Raw genomic sequence first — 17,262 nt, forward strand, 5'->3', positions numbered from 1 at the left:
CATCAGGCAGGCCGTATCCACGCCAAACCAACCTGTCGGGCCAGCCCGGCAGGGGTAGTCTTGCCTGAATTTAATACAGAACCGGGCCAGCTCCCGGCTTTCAAACACTGCCTTTTCTAAGTACCCTCTACCCTGATTCCAATTCCAGGCCCCGGGGAGCCGCCATGGCCGATCTCATCCTTTTTAACAAGCCCTTTCAGGTGCTCTGCCAGTTTACAGATGAGCAACCCGCCGGACAGAAACCCCGGGCCACACTGGCTGACTGGATTCGTATTCCCGGCATTTACCCGGCCGGGCGACTGGATTACGATTCAGAAGGTCTTCTGCTGTTAACCAGTGACGGCGCCCTGCAGCACCGCATTGCATCACCATCCCTGAAAATGCCGAAAACTTACTGGGTTCAGGTTGAAGGTGATATTTCCGCAAGCGCTATAAGAGAGCTTTCTGCGGGCGTTACGCTTAAAGACGGCCGCACCCGACCGGCACAGGCACGGAAAATAGCAGAGCCAGAGCTTTGGCCCAGAGTGCCGCCTGTGCGTCGGCGCGATACGGTGCCTACCAGCTGGCTTGAACTGGTCATAACCGAAGGGCGCAACAGACAGGTAAGACGAATGACCGCTGCCGTCGGCTTTCCGACATTACGGTTGGTTCGCTATCGCATCGGCGACTGGAGTCTGGAGGGCCTTGGGCCGGGAAAACACCGGAAAATTTCGATTAACCTGCCAGCAACCATGCAAACTGACAAGCGCCCTTCACGCGCCAGACATGCCAAGGCAAAAGTACCACGGAGAACCCGAAGATCATGACCTGGACACCCCATGCCACGGTAGCTGTGGTCGTAGAAGATGAACTTGGTCGTTTTCTGATCGTTGAAGAGCGCAGCAACGGGCGAATTGTATTCAACCAGCCTGCCGGGCACATTGAAGAAGACGAGGCAATTCTGGACGCAGTACGCCGGGAAGCTCTGGAGGAAACCGGCTGGGAAATCGAGCCTGAACACTTTCTGGGCCTATATACATACAAAGCACCTGCAAACGGTGTGACCTACTATCGGTTCTGCTTTTCGGGAAAAGCCCGCAAACGGATAACCGAAGAACTGGACACCGGCATAATCGCAGCCCACTGGCTATCGCTGGAAGATATCCGTGAACTTGGCGACAGGCTTCGCAGCCCATTGATTGTCAAATGTATCGAAGATTACCGACAGGGGCGCTGCTATCCGCTGGATGTGATCGCACACTCGCAGACGTGACCGGCACAAGATGGTAAACTCCCGCGTTTTGAACTGGTGCCCTGAATTACCATGACGAATCCATCACCCGAAGCCTCTCTCCCGGAAAATACTCGTGTAATCGTCGGCATGTCCGGCGGTGTCGATTCCTCGGTTGCGGCCTGGTTACTCAAAGATCAGGGATACCAGGTCGAAGGCCTGTTCATGAAGAACTGGGATGAGGATGATGGTACCGAATACTGTACTGCGATGACTGATCTCGCAGATGCCCAGGCAGTTGCGGATGCGATAGGCATCAAGCTCCATACTGCAAGCTTTGCTGCGGAATACTGGGATCGCGTTTTCGAGCACTTCCTTTCGGAATATAAGGCCGGGCGCACGCCCAATCCGGACATACTGTGCAACAAAGAGGTCAAGTTCCGGGCTTTCCTGGACTACGCTCTCACACTTGGCGCGGACTATATCGCCACAGGGCACTACACCCGGCAACGCCCGCTTGGAGATGGCTCAGGCAGAGCGCTCTTGCTGAAGGGCCTGGATGGCAACAAGGACCAGAGTTATTTCCTTCATGCCGTTTCCGGTGAACGCATCGCCCGTACCCTGTTCCCGGTGGGCGAACTGGAGAAGCCGGAAGTGCGCCGCATCGCTGAAAAGCAGGGTTTCGTCACCCACGACAAAAAAGATTCCACTGGAATCTGCTTTATCGGTGAGCGCAAGTTCAGTGATTTTCTGAAACAGTACCTGCCGGCACAACCTGGCGATATCGAAACTCCTGAAGGACACAGAATCGGTCAGCATCAGGGGTTGATGTACCACACTATTGGCCAACGCCAGGGCCTTGGCATTGGCGGGCTCAGCAACTTTGGAGATGACCCCTGGTACGTCGCCGGAAAAGACCTTGATCGCAACGTTCTGACCGCTGTCCAGGGCAAGAACCACCCGTTGCTGTTCTCCCGGGGACTCTTATCCGATCCTGTTGACTGGGTTTCCGGAGCGCCGCCAGCGCCCGCTTTCCGTTGCAAGGCGAAAACCCGTTATCGCCAGCCTGACCAGGACTGCGAAGTTACGGTTATCGAGGGCGGAGTTAAAGTTGTGTTTGATGAAGCTCAACGGGCCGTTACACCAGGACAATCTGTGGTTTTCTATGATGGCGAGATATGCCTCGGAGGTGCTGTGATTACCGAGACCTGGCGTGATAACGAAGCTCTTCCGGAGCGGCTCGCCTTCTCTTCACTGACCCCTTCTGATCAGGAATCAAGCCAATGAGCCGATCGTTACACGATCAGACACTGGCATTAGCGGGCGTATTCCAGGCCGCCAATCTGGTTCAGCAAATTGCCAATAACGGACACTGTAATGAAACCAGCCTGGAAACCTGCCTGCGATCGCTGTTTGCAACAAATCCGGCTACCACGCTGGACGTCTACGGGGGTGAGCTGGCCGATGTGCGCGAGGGACTGGTTACGCTCTCAACAGTCATGAGTGAACAGAGTAAACAACAGGATATTGAAGTACTGCGGTACGTACTGAACCTGATTCACCTCGAATCAAAGCTCAACCGGAACAACGACATGATGGAAGTGATCGGCAACCGTATCGAGCAGGCCCGGCATACCGCCAGCCACTTCGGCTACGTTCATACGAACCTGATCAGCAACCTGGCATCTGTATACACAGATACTATCAGCACCTTCCGCCAGCGCATTCAGGTAAGCGGCAATCCATCTTTCCTGCAAAGAGACGAAAATGCCGCCAAAGTCCGGGCGCTGTTGCTTGCGGGTATCCGCTCGGCCGTACTCTGGAGGCAAACAGGAGGGCGGCGCTGGCAACTGATTTTATCACGCCGCAAGATAATCCAGCATGCACGGGAACTTGCAGAACAAGCGAACCGCTCATTTGATAAGTAGCCCTTAACCACTGATTCACCGGCGGTGCTGGTGTATCATATCCAATCCCTTTTTTTCTGAACCGATTCTTTGATTATTTGAGAGGTTTTCGATGGAACTCAACGCCCTGACCGCCATTTCCCCGGTCGATGGACGCTACGGCAGCAAAGTCAGCGTTTTCCGTGACATTTTCAGTGAGTATGGCCTGATCAGGAACCGCGTGACCGTCGAAATCCGATGGTTGCAGCAATTGGCTGCGCACCCCGAAATTATTGAAGTTCCGGAATTCACAACGGATGCCAACGCGTTTCTCGATAATATTGTAAGTAAGTTCTGCCTCGAGGATGCGGAGCGCATCAAAGACATTGAGCGCACGACAAACCACGACGTAAAAGCGGTCGAGTACTTCATCAAGGAAAAAATCGCCAGCGTTCCCGAGTTGCATGCGGTGACCGAGTTTGTTCACTTTGCCTGCACGTCTGAGGACATTAACAATCTATCTCATGCCCTTATGCTTCGCGAAGGTCTGGACAAAGGCCTGCTGCCCGCAATGAACCGGGTTGTCGAGCAGTTGAGCGAGCTGGCCCGGGAGCACGCTGAACAACCAATGCTTTCCCGCACACACGGCCAGACAGCCTCTCCAACCACGGTTGGAAAAGAGCTTGCCAACGTTGTTTACCGGCTTCGGCGGCAGATCAGACAGATCGGTGATATCGAAATACTTGGCAAAATTAACGGCGCAGTGGGCAACTACAATGCCCATATCTCTGCCTATCCGGCAGTAGACTGGGCCGCCAACGCCAAAACATTCATCGAACGCCTGGGGCTCAACTTCAACCCATACACAACCCAGATCGAGCCTCACGACTACATAGCTGAACTCTTCGACGCAGTCGCCCGCTTCAATACAATCGTGATTGATCTTGACCGGGACGTCTGGGGCTATATTTCACTGGGCTATTTCAAGCAGAAAACCGTTGAAGGCGAAGTGGGTTCTTCCACAATGCCCCATAAAGTCAATCCGATTGATTTTGAAAACTCGGAAGGCAACCTGGGTATCGCCAACGCACTGCTTGGCCATCTGTCTGCCAAGCTGCCTGTCTCACGCTGGCAGCGAGACCTGACAGATTCTACCGTGCTGCGCAATCTGGGTGTTGGCTTTGCCCACAGCCTTATTGCCTATGAAGCTACGCTCAAAGGCCTGGGCAAACTGGAGCTGAACCCTGCTCGCCTCAATGAAGACCTTAACAAGGCCTGGGAGGTTCTTGCAGAGCCGATCCAGACAGTGATGCGCAGGTACAACATCGAGAAGCCCTACGAAAAACTCAAAGCACTGACCCGCGGCAAGGCCATGACGCCGGAAGTAATCAGAAGCTTCGTTGAAACCCTTGAAATTCCCGATAGTGCCAAGGCCGAACTGATGGCTCTGACACCGGGCAATTATATTGGCAACGCCGTCGATCAAACACGCAACATCTGAATCGGAGAAGCTGACAATGGATATGCTTGGCGGGCTTTCGCCCTCTGAATTCCTTAGGGACTACTGGCAAAAAAAACCGCTGGTTATCCGCCAGGCATTCCCCGGTTTCCAGTGCCCTGTCAATGCAGACGAGCTTGCCGGCCTTGCATGTGAAGAAGCTGTAGAATCACGCATCGTAATAGAAAACGACGAGGGCAAACCCTGGCAACTGCACAATGGCCCCTTCACCGAAGAACGCTTCCGCAAACTCCCTGAGCACGACTGGACCTTGCTCGTACAGGGCCTTGATCACTGGGTTCCGGAGGTGGCAGACCTGCTCGAACACTTCCGCTTTGTCCCCAACTGGCGCCTTGACGACATCATGGCCAGCTATGCGCCCAAAGGTGGCAGCGTTGGCCCCCATTACGATCAATATGACGTATTTCTGCTGCAGGCCCAGGGACACAGACGCTGGACGTTTGGTGGCCGTTGCGATCACACGTCGCCTCGGGTAGAAGGTACACCACTGCGCATACTCAGTAGCTGGGAAGGCGAAGAAACTGTCACTCTTGAGCCTGGCGACATGCTGTACCTGCCGCCCGGACTTGGCCACCACGGCGTAGCTGAAGACGACTGCATTACGCTTTCGGTAGGCTTCAGGGCCCCGACTGTCGAAGATCTGCTCACCGGATTTACCGACTTCCTGTGCAACCAGCCTGGTGCTGACGACCACATGAATGATCCCGACCTTCAGGTTCAGGACAATCCGGGCACCATCGCACCGGCCGTCATAGACCGGCTGCAGAGCCTTCTGGCAGAAAAACTCAATGACAAACGCAAGCTGGCCTTATGGTTTGGCCAGTACGCAACCGCACCAAAGAGCATGGATGTTGTTGTACCAGCAGAAGAACCAGCCTCTGATGAAGACTTTGCCGAGGCCATCCGGGCTGGCGAGCAGTTGCGCTGGAACGAAGGCTCCCGCTTTGCTTATCATGAAGTGAATGGCGAGACTGCCCTGTTTGCAGACGGCGAACAGTTCCTGCTCAAGGGTGACGCCCGACCTCTGGCCCCCTTATTGTGTGCCGGAGCGCATATTGATATGGGCGCCCTTACGCCATTTGCCGAAGACCCCGCTCTGCTTGGACTGCTGACCAACCTATATAATCAGGGCTCGTTGTATTTCGAGTAATGCCATGACCGTCAGAATCCGAAAATACAGCTGGCAACTTGCTCCGGCGCATATCCGGAACATCCGCCAGAAAGTATTTGTTGAAGAGCAAAAGGTTCCACCAGAGCTGGAATGGGACGATACAGATGAAATAGCCGATCACTTTCTCGCCGTCTCGCGGGACAACAGGCCAGCCGGTGTAGCACGCCTGTTCTCAACGCTTGGAGAAACAGGACACATCGGGCGCATGGCCGTCCTGCCCGAATTCAGGGGCCAGGGTATTGGTGAAGCCCTGCTCCGGCATCTGATCAGCGAATCTGCAGGCCAGTATCAGGAGCTAAGACTCTCCGCCCAGCAACATGCCATACCCTTCTACCAGCGCGCCGGGTTCCATGTTTGCTCAGAGCCCTACGATGACGCAGGCATACCTCATCTGGATATGCGATGCCTTGCTCCGACTCTTCTTGTTAACCATGCCGACAGTAACAGTAAACGATCCTGCCCCATGCTGCTCGGCACGGATACACAACCCTGGCTCTTCGACACTGAAAGCAGCATGACCGACCTGATGGACTCTATAGCTGGCCAGGCAGGCCAACGGTTGTGGCTGTATGACCGGTTGCTGGACCACGACCGCTACGATCGCCTCAGGTTCAGAGAACTGGTATCAAGCCTTGCCCGCCGCCACCGGCTCAGCGAGGTTCGCCTTCTTATTCATGATGACCAGCCCCTGGTCAAACGCCGGCACCAACTGGTGGAATTAATGCGGCGATTACCTAGCCGTATTGAACTGAGACTGGTCAACCCTGATTATCCCCATGAAGACCAGCCATTCATTATCGCCGACAGGGAAGGTGTGTTGTACAGGCATGATTTTACCGGGCCATCAGGGTTTGCCGCCTTCGCCGATAGTGGCCGTGTCAGGTTACTGGCAGAAAACTTCCAGCGCATGTGGGATTCCGGGCGCCAGTCGCTTGAGTTGCGTGAGCTACCGCTCTGAGGATTGTCGCAACGGGGCGTCCGCTGGTTCAAAGCGAGCACCAAAAGGTGCGAATTCTTCATCCACCTCCTCGGCGACTTCAGTAATCAGTCTGCGAAGCCACTGATGGTCAGCGTTATGCTGCAACAGTGGACTCCATGCCATTTTGAGCTCAAAAGGCGGGATATCGAAGGGCGGAATCTTTACTACAAGATTCGCATTGTCTTTTTGCAGCCAGGCGGCACGGGATGGAAGCGTGGCAATAAGATCGTGCTGCTCCGCCAGCAGCATGGCCGACTGATAATGACGGGTAAACACCGAAATCTGGCGTTTGCTTCCCAGCCTCGACAATGCCTCATCGACCCAGCCAAGGCGTTGCACGTCTTTCGGGTTTACACCCACACCCACACCAAACCCTGTTTTGCTGACCCAGATATGGCTGGCAGCCAGATAGGACTCTAATGTGAAAGACTCATTCAGTATCGGGTTGCGGGCATTCATCAGGCAGGCAAAATATTCAGTCCAGAGAGTCTTCTGGTGAAATGACTGGGGGATTTTGTCGAAACGGTTTATCGCCATATCCAGGCGACCCTGCTCCACATCGAGAAAACTCACATCGCTGGGAGTCAGTACATCCAGAGTTACATGTGGCGCTTCTTGCCTGATACGCCGCAAAACCCGGGGCATCAAACACGACTCGGCATAATCACTGGCCATGATGCGAAATACCCGCTGACTCTCCAGTGCCGCAAAGGGGGTTTTCTCCTGCACCGCCTGTTCAATGTCCGAGAGTATACCTCTGACCAGGGGCTGCAGCTCCCGCGCCCTCTCCGTCGCGGTCATACCCTCGCTGGTCCGTACCAGCAAAGGATCACAAAACAGGTCACGCAAACGGCGTAAGCTGTTACTCATGGCCGGCTGAGTAATGCCAAGATGGTTTGCAGCTTTGGTAACATTCCGCTCCCTGAGCAGTACATCGAGGTAAACAAGAAGATTGAGGTCAATGCGGGAAATATCCATGATCAGCTCCGGGACGGGGTAAGACTATTTGCCGGGCGCAACCCAAACGCCTGTTCACCATGGCAATATACAGAATACCGACAATTCATAAAATCAATAAGAAACCCCGCCATTGGTATTTGATTCCGGATTCAAGGCTGCATTTCTGCTAATCTTTCTAACAGGGTTGCCAGAGGAATCGGCATAAGAGCTCATAATTCTGAATCGGGCATGACTTACCCAAACGCCGGAGTGATTACTCAAACATGAATACAATAAACATTGTCCTTGCTTTGGCAGCTATCGTTGTAATTTCGATTATTGTTATAGTCGTCAGCCAGATGCGCGAAAAGGCCCGGATTGAGCGTGTTCGCAAGATTACGGCACTGGAGGACAGCTACAAAAGATGCAATCGCCTGCTATCTGAACTTCCCGGGCAATATCTGACACCGGACCTGAAGCTTTTAATGCTCAAGCGCATAGAAGATGTTTGTAATGAGCTTGCCGGACTCAAGTCAGAACTGCCGGTTGAAGAATGGCGCAAGTCTGCATTACAGCAAAAAACCCGGATTCAGGAAAACCGTGATGACGTAAAGGTCACGAAGATCGACTCGCCCGAAAAATCCAACTATGTAAAAGAGCTTCTGCAAAACCTGTTTAAAATGATTGAAGCCATGCACAAAAGTGGCCGAGTAGATGGCGCAACAGCCAAGAAAAACCTCAAGCATGTTCTGTTTCTGGTCCATAAAACCCATGCAGACCTTCACGTTTTCCAGGCCCGTGAACATATCCGCCAGAGACAGATACGGAAAGCAATCCACTCCTATCACCTGGCCAGCACAGAAATGGGCAAGTCCCGGGACAATCCCCTTGCCATGAAAGCAGTCAAGAGTTTCCGCACCCGGATAAAAGAACTGGAAGCTCAGAGTGCAGGTGGCGACAGCGGCAAATCCATAGAGTCCCAGTCCTGCATGGATAAACAGTGGGACAACTTTCTTCACGAAGATGAATGGAAGAAAAAATCCGACTACGACGACTGAACACGTAAACCGGGCAGGCCGACTGCCAGCATACAGGGACTGTGACTTCCGTGACCCGTGGCCTTAAACACCGCCTGTCCTTCAGGCTCACCCGCGATACCGTTCTGATCGCGATGGTGCTCGGTCTGGCGCTCAACGCTGTACAGATCACTCTGGACTATTTCAGTGCCCAGGAATTCATGGACGCGGATGTGAGGGCGCTTTTAGAAATAAGTGTCAACCCTGCCTCTCAAATCGCCTATAACATTGATGTGCGCCTGGCTGAGGAGCTTCTTGATGGCCTGCTCAGGCACCCGGCTACCGTAGACGCGAGAATTATAGATAACAGAAACAACACAATGGCAGCTGCCAGCACAAGCAGCCCGGTTTCACCCTATCGCTGGATCAGTGATGAACTGTTTGGCTCCAGCCGGGTGTTCAGTCAGGAGCTGCACGTATCACAGTTTGAAAACCTTTCTCTCGGCCAACTCGTTGTTACCATTGATACTTATCACTACGGCCTGAAATTTCTTGAACGTGCCAGTTACACACTGATCAGCGGGCTTTTAAAAAGCCTGATCCTCTCTGCATCGCTGCTGGGCATTTTTTACCTGATTCTCACACGGCCGATGCTCAGCGTTATCGGTGCACTTAGCGAGGTCAAAGCAAGTTCACCGGAAAAAATCCGTTTACCTGTCCCGCCCGGCCATCAACACGATGAAATTGGCACAATGGTAGGCATCATCAACCAGCATCTGGAAACCATAGACTCCAGCCTGGCAGAGCTCCGTACGGCGAAAAGCGCCATGAAGAACTATTCCAGTGAACTGGAACATGACGTCGAAAGCCGGACCCGGGAAATATCGGATAAAAACGAGGCATTGCAAAGGGGCAACAGGGCACTGGTAAAGGCCAAGGAAGATGCCATGCGCAGAGCAAGAGCCAGAGCCAACTTTCTCGCCAGCATGAGCCATGAAATACGCACGCCATTGAACGGAGTGCTGGGCATGCTGGGCCTGGTCCTTGAAAGCGAACAGGACGCCGCAAAGCGTCACCGGCTTCAGATCGCATTATCGGCTGGCGAAAGCCTGCTCGGAATACTAAATGACATACTGGATATTTCCAAAGTTGAAGCCGGAAAGCTTAATCTGGAAAATATCCCTGTCGATATTCAGGCCCTTATAGAAGAGTGCGCGACACTGCATACTCAGCAGGCCCGGAAGAAAGGCATCGACCTGATTGCAGAAACAGACCCGGATTTCCCTGGCCGGTTTCTGGGTGACCCTACCCGCCTTCGCCAGATTGTTAATAACCTGCTGAGTAACGCCATCAAATTCACGAACTCAGGAAGCGTACGGATCAGCGCTCGTTATTCGGCAGACACCCTCATCATCAATGTGAGCGATACCGGCATTGGAATGAGCAAAGAGGGCCTGCGCCGGATATTCTCACCCTTTTCTCAGGCCGATACCCAAACCACACGCCTGTACGGTGGTACAGGGCTGGGATTGACGCTATGCCGCCAACTTGTTGAGCGGATGCATGGTGAAATAACCGTTGAATCAAAAGAGCAGCAGGGCACCCGGTTCAACGTATCCCTCCCCTTACCCGTTTATGACAGCCAGAGTAACGAGGGGTCCCGACAGGCCCCGGAACACTTATCTGAACTGCCTGCTGCCAGCATTTCCCTGCCCCCCCCGGAAATTGATACAGGTGCGGAAAGTAGCGAGACTTCTGCCAACGATGAGGCTGATTCGCCAGGGCAACGCAGGCTTCGCATTCTTCTGGTTGAGGACAATGAAGTGAACCTGATGGTGGCGAGCACGCTACTGAAAAAGATGGGGCACCACGCGGATGTGGCGAAAAATGGTGAACTGGCCATAGAAGCACTCCAGTCACAAGATTACGATCTTGTGCTAATGGACTGCCAGATGCCGGTGATGGACGGCTTTGAAACCACCCGAAGGATCCGCAGCAACCCCATGTGGAGCAATCTGCCGATAATAGCCGTTACTGCCAATGTGATGCAGGGCGACCGGGACGATTGTCTGGCCTGTGGTATGAACGATTACATCACAAAACCATACAGCAGCAGCCAGTTGAGCGCTGCAATTATGCGCTGGGCTCCTCCGCTTGCGCCTCAATAGCCTTTAACACTTCATTAAGCTCATCCCTCAATGCCAGCAACCGTTCAGGCGCTAGCTCAAGACCGCACAACAGCTTCTGCGGTATCTGGGCAGCCTGAGCCCGCAGATCAGTTCCCTTTTCGGTCAGCGACAAGGTCACAACACGCTCATCATCAGTGCAGCGTTCCCTGCGGATGAGCTCCCTTGATGCCAGACGCTTCAGCAGAGGGGTTAGCGTACCTGAATCCAGTCGCAGGCGTGCCCCGAGGTCAGAAACCCGGGTTGTCTGGCCCGTTTTGGCGCGCTCCCAAAGTACAAGCATCACCAGATACTGAGGGTATGTCAGATCCAGCTCTGTCAGCAGTGGGCGGTACCGGGCTGTAATCGCCCGGTTGGCCGCATAAAGACTGAAACAAATCTGGTTATCCAGGGCAAGTATGTCGTTCATCAGTCAACTCTGGAGAAGCTTTTCAATATCTGCCCTGATATCTTCCGGTTTGGTCGTGGGAGGATAACGACGTACTACCTTCCCATCCCGGCCTATCAGGAATTTGGTGAAGTTCCATTTTATCTTTTCCGAACCCAGAAGCCCCTTTGCCTCGGATTTGAGGAACTGAAACAACGGGTGGGCACCCTCTCCGTTTACATCAATCTTTGAGAACACAGGAAACTCCACTCCATAATTCAGGCTGCAGAACTGACTGATGGAAGCGTCATCGCCAGGATCCTGATTCATGAACTGGTTGCAGGGAAACCCCAGAACCACCAGCCCTTGCTCCCTGAGTTCCTCATACAACGACTGCAACCCCTCAAACTGGGGTGTAAAGCCGCACTTGCTGGCAGTGTTCACAATCAGCAATACCTTCCCCCGATAGTCCGACATGCTCTTTTCATTGCCTTCAATATCCCGAACAGTGAAGTCATAAATCGAATGACCGGCCATCGGTTTCTCCCCCCAAAAATGGCGAATACCTGAAAACTACAGGCAATTATTGTATTTTGCACCGTTCAATTGTGCACAATTTATTAACAAACTATACTGGTACGTCTGTTCAAGCAATTGTTTTGCGGGGATTGAAAAAGCGGGATATCAGGCCAGACCGCCATAATTGATCACAATTCCCCTGTTGCCGTTGGGGCCGCCTCCGCTAGAATAGCGGTTTATCCGAACGGCAAGTGCCTGTTTTACGTTTACCGACTGAGGAAGCCCGGGTCTTATGCAGAACTACTACAAATCCGCCAAGCTGGATAATGTGTGTTATGAAATCCGTGGCGTAGTGATGCGGGAGGCACGTCGTCTGGAGGAGGAAGGTCATCGTGTACTGAAACTCAACATCGGCAACCCCGCCGCTTTTGAGCTGGATGTTCCTGAAGAAATCCAGCAGGACGTGATCTACAACATGCACCAGGCTCAGGGCTATGTAGAATCAAAGGGCCTGTTTTCTGCCCGCAAGGCGGTAATGCATTACTGCCAGCAAAGAGGCATCGACAAAGTCGATATTGATGATATTTTTCTTGGTAATGGCGTCAGCGAACTGATCGTCATGTCCATGCAAGCCATGCTCAACACTGGCGACGAAGTACTTATTCCTGCACCTGACTACCCGCTCTGGACTGCCGCAGTAACCCTATCCAGCGGAAAACCGGTGCACTACCACTGCGATGAGGAACAGAACTGGTTCCCGGACATTGACGACATTCGTAAGAAGATAACCCGCCGTACCCGGGCCATTGTTCTGATCAACCCCAACAATCCCACCGGAGCGGTTTACAGCCAGGAACTGCTTGAGCAGGTAATCGAGTTGGCCCGGAAGCACAACCTGATCGTACTTTCCGACGAAATTTACGACAAGATCCTTTACGACGGTACCCAGCACGTATCCACGGCATCTCTGGCCGATGACGTTCTCTTCTTTACATACAACGGGCTTTCCAAGAATTACCGGGCTGCCGGCTACCGTTCGGGCTGGATGATCATCAGCGGCGCCAAGCATCGTGCCAAGGATCTCATCGAAGGCATAGACATGCTTTCCAACATGCGCCTGTGTGCCAATGTCCCGGCCCAGCTTGCGATACAGACAGCGCTGGGCGGTTATCAGTCAATCGACGATCTGGTGGCTCCCGGTGGCAGGCTATACGAACAATGCAACACTGCCTGGAGAATGCTGAACGATATCCCCGGCGTAAGCTGTGTGAAACCTCAGGGTGCCCTATATCTTTTCCCGCGACTGGATCCAAAAAAATTCCCTGTCGCTGATGATGAGAAGCTGGTTCTTGATCTGTTGCTTCAGGAAAAAATTCTTCTGGTCCAGGGCTCAGCTTTCAATGTTGATGACAAACAGCACCTGCGCGTTGTATTCCTTCCACGCAAAGACACACTGGAAGACGCCATAGGCCGCCTGGGCAACTTCCTGTCCACTTACGGCCAATAATAAAAGCATCAGCAGCAAAGGAAGCAACACATGGCTGATATCCACGTTGAAGAATTCTATAAAGATGCAGCCGTAGCCCTTGTTCAGCTATATAACGCCTTCCCCAGACGCGTGAACCTGTTTGTAGAAGATATCGCAGGCCCAGATGAACCGGATGAATTCGGCCTGCACAGCAAACGACACATGGCCTGCTTTGGCGCATTGCTCTGGCTGGCTGAGGAAGGATTTCTACGTTATGTCGATACCATCCGGCAAGAAGCTCTAGACCAGGCCGTACTCACGCAGGAAGCCTTTATTCGTTTAAGCTCACCGGCACCGGACATGCTTGTGGAAGAGCTCAAGGGACCAGAAGATGCCTTGGATACGCACCTCCCTCCGTCATTAAAAGAGGACATGTCCACCCATATCCACCTGGTACGCACCGCTCTGAAAAGCCGTCATTCTGTGCGCATTTGCCACGCCGTCCGTTCCACACTCTTCACACACAAAGCCGGTCATTAAATCCCGGTAATATTATTGAAGCATCGAACTCAGTCCCTATTTACCTGTCTGAAGCCCGGTTTTTATATTGAACAGATCAGGAAGTCACCATGCGTATTTTGCTATTTCTGGCTACTAACCTCGCGGTTATTTTTGTCGCCAGTATCACACTGAAACTCCTGGGAGTTGACAGCTACCTTGCCCAGAACGGTATTGCGTACGGCTCTCTACTGGCTTTTGCCACTGTGTTTGGTTTTGCAGGCGCAATTATTTCCCTGCTCATATCCAAACCCCTTGCCAAGTGGAGCACTAAAGCCCGTGTGATTGATTCCCCACGTACACCTGCTGAACGCTGGCTTGTGCAGACCGTGGCTGAACTGGCCCAGAACGCGGGTATCGGAATGCCGGAAGTGGCGATATTCCCGGCGAGCCAGTCCAATGCGTTTGCCACAGGCTGGAACAAAAACAAGGCCCTGGTCGCCGTCAGTGAAGGCCTCCTGCACCGGTTTAGCAAAGAGGAGATACGGGCAGTTCTAGGTCACGAAATCGGCCACGTTGCCAACGGTGACATGGTGACACTTGCGCTGATCCAGGGCGTTGTGAATACCTTTGTGATCTTCGCGTCACGAGTGATAGGCTCTGTGGTGGACCGCGTGGTATTCAAGAATGAAAACGGCCACGGTATCGCATTTTTTGTGGTGAGCATTGCCGCAGAGTTGGTTCTGGGAATTCTCGCCAGCACCATCGTATTCTGGTTCTCCCGCAGACGTGAATTCAGAGCAGATATTGCCGGCGCCCAGCTGGCTGGCCGGGCTGCAATGATTGGCGCTCTTGAGCGCTTGAAACAGGAGAGTGGCGTGCCCGATCAGATGCCCGACAATCTCCAGGCCTTCGGCATCAACCGTGGCGCACGAGCTGGTCTGAGCGCATTGTTCATGACCCACCCTCCCCTTGATGACAGGATCGCAGCACTACAGCATGCGAATTTACAGCAGGGTTGAGGCAACAAAAAGCAGGCTTCAGATTTTCAGCTTAAAGCCGATAGCACGAAAACTGTCCTGCAAGGATTTACTGGTACCTTTGAGCTGCACTTTAAGGCTGGAACACTCCCTCCGTATGGGGTAATCCCGTCGCAGCTGGTCAAAAGCACTTCCACGTTCGTCCGCCGGAACTTTCATGGCTTTGCGCAGACGCGCATCATCCTGTCGCGGATCGTAGCATGCCCGCAACGCTATACGGATAGCGGCATGCTCATCCGCTGCACTGGTAAACAAGACCTTGCTAAGAGCAGGCTCCGGCAAAAACTGACCCGCCTGCTTACGGACAGGAAACCCAAGATACTTGCTTATTGCCTGATAAATCATCTCTGTGCCCTGGACCTTACCCTCAAGGCTATAGCCTGCGATATGGGGCGTTGCCAGCCAGACCTTATCAACCAGTTCCGGGTCGATTCGGGGCTCATGCTCCCAGACATCCAGAGCGACCAGCGGCGCGTTCTCCTGGTCCAGTCTCTTACTCAATGCAGTGCCGTCGATTACCTCGCCTCGCCCGGCATTGATCAAAAGCTGTTCTGACGTTAATGCAGCGAGTTCACGCTCACCGATCATGTGAAATGTAGGATGCTCAGTGTCACGGGTCAGAGGTGTATGCAGTGAGACTATATCGCAGGTTAAAACCTCATCCAGACCCACAAAGGTATCGCCACCATCCGGCTCACGCTCGGCCCTGGGCGGATCACAAAGTTTAACGCTGAAGCCGAGGCGAAGAAGCTTTTCTGCCAGCTCTGAACCTACATTCCCGACACCAACAATACCGACAGTAAAGCGCGACCAGTCACTAACGACACACCGCTCGGCATAAAGGGAGAGAACAGCCAGAACATACTCGACAACACTATTGGCATTACAACCCGGCGCAGCAGAAAAACCGATACCGCTTTTCTCAAGCCAGTCCAGATCAATATGATCCGTACCGATCGTAGTGGTTCCGACGAAACGCACCTTGCTACCTTCAAGCAAGGCACGGTTTACCCGGGTAACCGACCGAACCAGCAACACATCAGCATCCCGGACATCTTCAGGGCACATAGTGCGGCCGGAAACACGCCGGATCTCACCCATGTCACCGAAAAAAGCGTCCAGCAGCGGGATATTCTCATCTGCGACGATCAACATATCAAGTTCCCGGTAGGTCAGTTCCTGCGAGGGCGCGGGCTACGACCACCGGACCCCCGTCCGCCCTGCCCCTGCGGCGGGCGGCGGCCACGCTTGCGGGTGATAGGCGGATTATCCATTTCGGCCATCAACTCTTCTTCCGGAACGGTAGTTTTGAGCTTCTGGCCAATGTACTTCTCAATAGCCGGAAGGCCAAATGAATCGTCCTCCCCCGCAAAACTTACAGACACGCCGGTTTTTCCTGCCCGACCCGTACGCCCTATGCGATGCACATAGTCTTCCGCGCTATCTGGCAGATTGTAATTGAAAACATGGGTAACACCATCCACATGGATACCACGCCCGGCAACATCAGTGGCCACAAGAACCTGAATGCTGCCAGCCTTGAACTGATCCAGAGTCTTCAGGCGTTTGGCCTGGGCAATCTCGCCGGACATAAGAGCCACTTTCACACCCTGGTTGCGCAGGTCCTCTTCAAGGTCCCGACACTGATCCCGTCGATTGGCAAATACAATCGCCTTCTCCACTTCCGGTCGTTTCAGGTAATTGACCAGTACTCTAAGCTTCTCGTCATCGCCTACCATATAAACCGTTTGCTCAACCCGTTCAGCGGTTTTCTGCTCAGGCTCGATTTCCACAAACTCAGCGTTACTCGTCCACATTGAGGCAAGATTGAGAACGTCCTGGTTGAACGTCGCGCTGAAAAGCAGGGTCTGGCGCTCATCTTTAGGCGTACATTTACGGATGATGCGTTTCACATCAGGAATAAAGCCCATATCGAGCATTCGATCCGCTTCGTCCAGGATGAGAATATCGACCTGATCAAGGAACACATCCTGCGACCCAAGAAAATCGATCAGACGCCCCGGGGTAGCCACCAGGATGTCAACAATGCCATTGTGTAGCTGCTCACGCTGCTTGTCATAGTGCATGCCACCAACGACGGTCACCACCTTGTGGCCCGTATGCTTGCAAAGTGCCTCCGCATCCTTGGCGATCTGCATGGCCAGCTCACGGGTTGGCGCAAGAGCAAGAACGCGAGGCTCAGAAGCAAAGCGGTCACTATCCGGTATGGGCGTCTCCAGCAGAGTCTGGATTGCGGTAATAAGAAAAGCCGCGGTTTTCCCGGTTCCTGTCTGGGCCTGACCAATCAGGTCTTCACAGGCCAGTGTCCAGGGCAGAGTTTCTGCCTGTATCGGGGTGCAGTATTCAAAACCAATGGCAGCAATGGCGTCCAGCAGGCGCTTGTCCAGATTCAGGTCACTGAATCTCAGATCGCCGGTGTGCGTTGGGTCAGATGTCATGGAGT

General features: G+C 53.3%; 17 protein-coding genes. 12 read left to right on the plus strand and 5 right to left on the minus strand.

Annotated elements, in window-relative coordinates; all coding sequences use genetic code 11:
* Nucleotides 1-164 precede the first annotated feature (164 nt).
* The 7 genes from DS878_RS05805 (at nucleotide 165) to DS878_RS05835 (ending at nucleotide 6,744) form a co-directional block, all read left to right on the plus strand.
* The gene (locus DS878_RS05805) at nucleotides 165-806 is read left to right on the plus strand and encodes a pseudouridine synthase (RefSeq protein WP_113815032.1); all 642 of its coding nucleotides are present in this window, start codon (nucleotides 165-167) and stop codon (nucleotides 804-806) included.
* Nucleotides 803-1,252 (plus strand): NUDIX hydrolase, encoded by a 450-nt coding sequence (locus DS878_RS05810; RefSeq protein WP_113815033.1) that lies wholly within the window; start codon nucleotides 803-805, stop codon nucleotides 1,250-1,252. The genes DS878_RS05805 and DS878_RS05810 overlap by 4 nt, the downstream gene beginning before the upstream one ends.
* 51 nt (nucleotides 1,253-1,303) lie before the next feature.
* The gene (gene mnmA / locus DS878_RS05815) at nucleotides 1,304-2,497 is read left to right on the plus strand and encodes a tRNA 2-thiouridine(34) synthase MnmA (RefSeq protein ID WP_113815034.1); all 1,194 of its coding nucleotides are present in this window, start codon (nucleotides 1,304-1,306) and stop codon (nucleotides 2,495-2,497) included.
* The gene (gene hflD, locus DS878_RS05820) at nucleotides 2,494-3,138 is read left to right on the plus strand and encodes a high frequency lysogenization protein HflD (protein ID WP_113815035.1); all 645 of its coding nucleotides are present in this window, start codon (nucleotides 2,494-2,496) and stop codon (nucleotides 3,136-3,138) included. Before mnmA ends, hflD begins: the two co-directional genes overlap by 4 nt.
* Nucleotides 3,139-3,229: 91 nt before the next feature.
* Nucleotides 3,230-4,597 (plus strand): adenylosuccinate lyase, encoded by a 1,368-nt coding sequence (gene purB / locus DS878_RS05825; protein WP_113815036.1) that lies wholly within the window; start codon nucleotides 3,230-3,232, stop codon nucleotides 4,595-4,597.
* A 16-nt stretch (nucleotides 4,598-4,613) separates the two neighbouring features.
* Nucleotides 4,614-5,765 carry a cupin domain-containing protein gene (locus tag DS878_RS05830; protein ID WP_113815037.1) on the plus strand — a complete coding sequence of 384 codons (1,152 nt, stop codon included), beginning with the start codon at nucleotides 4,614-4,616 and terminating at the stop codon, nucleotides 5,763-5,765.
* Between the two features lie 4 nt (nucleotides 5,766-5,769).
* Nucleotides 5,770-6,744 carry a GNAT family N-acetyltransferase gene (locus DS878_RS05835; protein WP_113815038.1) on the plus strand — a complete coding sequence of 325 codons (975 nt, stop codon included), beginning with the start codon at nucleotides 5,770-5,772 and terminating at the stop codon, nucleotides 6,742-6,744.
* Here the strand turns inward: DS878_RS05835 and DS878_RS05840 are convergent.
* Nucleotides 6,733-7,743, minus strand: coding sequence for a LysR family transcriptional regulator (locus DS878_RS05840; RefSeq protein ID WP_113815039.1), 1,011 nt, complete (start codon nucleotides 7,741-7,743; stop codon nucleotides 6,733-6,735). The genes DS878_RS05835 and DS878_RS05840 overlap by 12 nt on opposite strands.
* 245 nt (nucleotides 7,744-7,988) lie before the next feature.
* On the opposite strand from DS878_RS05840, the gene DS878_RS05845 reads away from it, so the two are divergent.
* Entirely contained in the window at nucleotides 7,989-8,762 is a 774-nt protein-coding gene (locus DS878_RS05845) for a hypothetical protein (protein ID WP_113815040.1), read from the plus strand.
* A 50-nt stretch (nucleotides 8,763-8,812) separates the two neighbouring features.
* Nucleotides 8,813-10,888, plus strand: a complete 2,076-nt coding sequence (locus DS878_RS05850) for an ATP-binding protein (RefSeq protein WP_113815041.1) — start codon at nucleotides 8,813-8,815, stop codon at nucleotides 10,886-10,888.
* Here the strand turns inward: DS878_RS05850 and DS878_RS05855 are convergent.
* Nucleotides 10,854-11,315 (minus strand): MarR family winged helix-turn-helix transcriptional regulator, encoded by a 462-nt coding sequence (locus tag DS878_RS05855; protein ID WP_113815042.1) that lies wholly within the window; start codon nucleotides 11,313-11,315, stop codon nucleotides 10,854-10,856. The two genes, DS878_RS05850 and DS878_RS05855, sit on opposite strands and share 35 nt — an antisense overlap.
* Before the next feature lie 3 nt (nucleotides 11,316-11,318).
* Entirely contained in the window at nucleotides 11,319-11,810 is a 492-nt protein-coding gene (locus tag DS878_RS05860; protein WP_113815043.1) for a glutathione peroxidase, read from the minus strand.
* A gap of 274 nt (nucleotides 11,811-12,084) precedes the next feature.
* Here DS878_RS05860 and DS878_RS05865 point away from each other — a divergent pair, with 274 nt between their 5' ends.
* The 3 genes from DS878_RS05865 to htpX all read left to right on the plus strand — a co-directional run bounded on the left by DS878_RS05865 (nucleotide 12,085) and on the right by htpX (nucleotide 14,780).
* Nucleotides 12,085-13,299, plus strand: coding sequence for a pyridoxal phosphate-dependent aminotransferase (locus DS878_RS05865; protein ID WP_113815044.1), 1,215 nt, complete (start codon nucleotides 12,085-12,087; stop codon nucleotides 13,297-13,299).
* A 30-nt stretch (nucleotides 13,300-13,329) separates the two neighbouring features.
* Nucleotides 13,330-13,800, plus strand: coding sequence for a hypothetical protein (locus tag DS878_RS05870; RefSeq protein WP_113815045.1), 471 nt, complete (start codon nucleotides 13,330-13,332; stop codon nucleotides 13,798-13,800).
* 89 nt (nucleotides 13,801-13,889) lie between these two features.
* Nucleotides 13,890-14,780 (plus strand): protease HtpX, encoded by an 891-nt coding sequence (gene htpX, locus DS878_RS05875; protein WP_113815046.1) that lies wholly within the window; start codon nucleotides 13,890-13,892, stop codon nucleotides 14,778-14,780.
* Nucleotides 14,781-14,798: 18 nt separating this feature from the next.
* Here the strand turns inward: htpX and pdxB are convergent, their stop codons facing one another.
* Nucleotides 14,799-15,953 (minus strand): 4-phosphoerythronate dehydrogenase PdxB, encoded by a 1,155-nt coding sequence (pdxB, locus tag DS878_RS05880; protein ID WP_113815047.1) that lies wholly within the window; start codon nucleotides 15,951-15,953, stop codon nucleotides 14,799-14,801.
* A 17-nt stretch (nucleotides 15,954-15,970) separates the two neighbouring features.
* A complete protein-coding gene (locus DS878_RS05885; RefSeq protein ID WP_113815048.1) occupies nucleotides 15,971-17,257 on the minus strand; it encodes a DEAD/DEAH box helicase in 1,287 nt (428 codons plus the stop codon).
* Between the last annotated feature and the right edge of the window lie 5 nt (nucleotides 17,258-17,262).

It is taken from the genome of Marinobacter sp. F3R11 (genome assembly GCF_003318275.1).
In the GTDB taxonomy this organism is placed as follows: domain Bacteria; phylum Pseudomonadota; class Gammaproteobacteria; order Pseudomonadales; family Oleiphilaceae; genus Marinobacter.

Excerpts from the sequence above, each read along its gene's own strand:
- DS878_RS05805 (WP_113815032.1), top strand. The coding sequence starts at position 165 with ATGGCCGATCTCATCCTTTTTAACAAGCCCTTTCAGGTGCTCTGCCAG.
- DS878_RS05810 (WP_113815033.1), top strand. The coding sequence starts at position 803 with ATGACCTGGACACCCCATGCCACGGTAGCTGTGGTCGTAGAAGATGAA.
- mnmA (WP_113815034.1), top strand. The coding sequence starts at position 1,304 with ATGACGAATCCATCACCCGAAGCCTCTCTCCCGGAAAATACTCGTGTA.
- hflD (WP_113815035.1), top strand. The coding sequence starts at position 2,494 with ATGAGCCGATCGTTACACGATCAGACACTGGCATTAGCGGGCGTATTC.
- purB (WP_113815036.1), top strand. The coding sequence starts at position 3,230 with ATGGAACTCAACGCCCTGACCGCCATTTCCCCGGTCGATGGACGCTAC.
- DS878_RS05830 (WP_113815037.1), top strand. The coding sequence starts at position 4,614 with ATGGATATGCTTGGCGGGCTTTCGCCCTCTGAATTCCTTAGGGACTAC.
- DS878_RS05835 (WP_113815038.1), top strand. The coding sequence starts at position 5,770 with ATGACCGTCAGAATCCGAAAATACAGCTGGCAACTTGCTCCGGCGCAT.
- DS878_RS05840 (WP_113815039.1), bottom strand. The coding sequence starts at position 7,743 with ATGGATATTTCCCGCATTGACCTCAATCTTCTTGTTTACCTCGATGTA.
- DS878_RS05845 (WP_113815040.1), top strand. The coding sequence starts at position 7,989 with ATGAATACAATAAACATTGTCCTTGCTTTGGCAGCTATCGTTGTAATT.
- DS878_RS05855 (WP_113815042.1), bottom strand. The coding sequence starts at position 11,315 with ATGAACGACATACTTGCCCTGGATAACCAGATTTGTTTCAGTCTTTAT.
- DS878_RS05860 (WP_113815043.1), bottom strand. The coding sequence starts at position 11,810 with ATGGCCGGTCATTCGATTTATGACTTCACTGTTCGGGATATTGAAGGC.
- DS878_RS05865 (WP_113815044.1), top strand. The coding sequence starts at position 12,085 with ATGCAGAACTACTACAAATCCGCCAAGCTGGATAATGTGTGTTATGAA.
- DS878_RS05870 (WP_113815045.1), top strand. The coding sequence starts at position 13,330 with ATGGCTGATATCCACGTTGAAGAATTCTATAAAGATGCAGCCGTAGCC.
- htpX (WP_113815046.1), top strand. The coding sequence starts at position 13,890 with ATGCGTATTTTGCTATTTCTGGCTACTAACCTCGCGGTTATTTTTGTC.
- pdxB (WP_113815047.1), bottom strand. The coding sequence starts at position 15,953 with ATGTTGATCGTCGCAGATGAGAATATCCCGCTGCTGGACGCTTTTTTC.
- DS878_RS05885 (WP_113815048.1), bottom strand. The coding sequence starts at position 17,257 with ATGACATCTGACCCAACGCACACCGGCGATCTGAGATTCAGTGACCTG.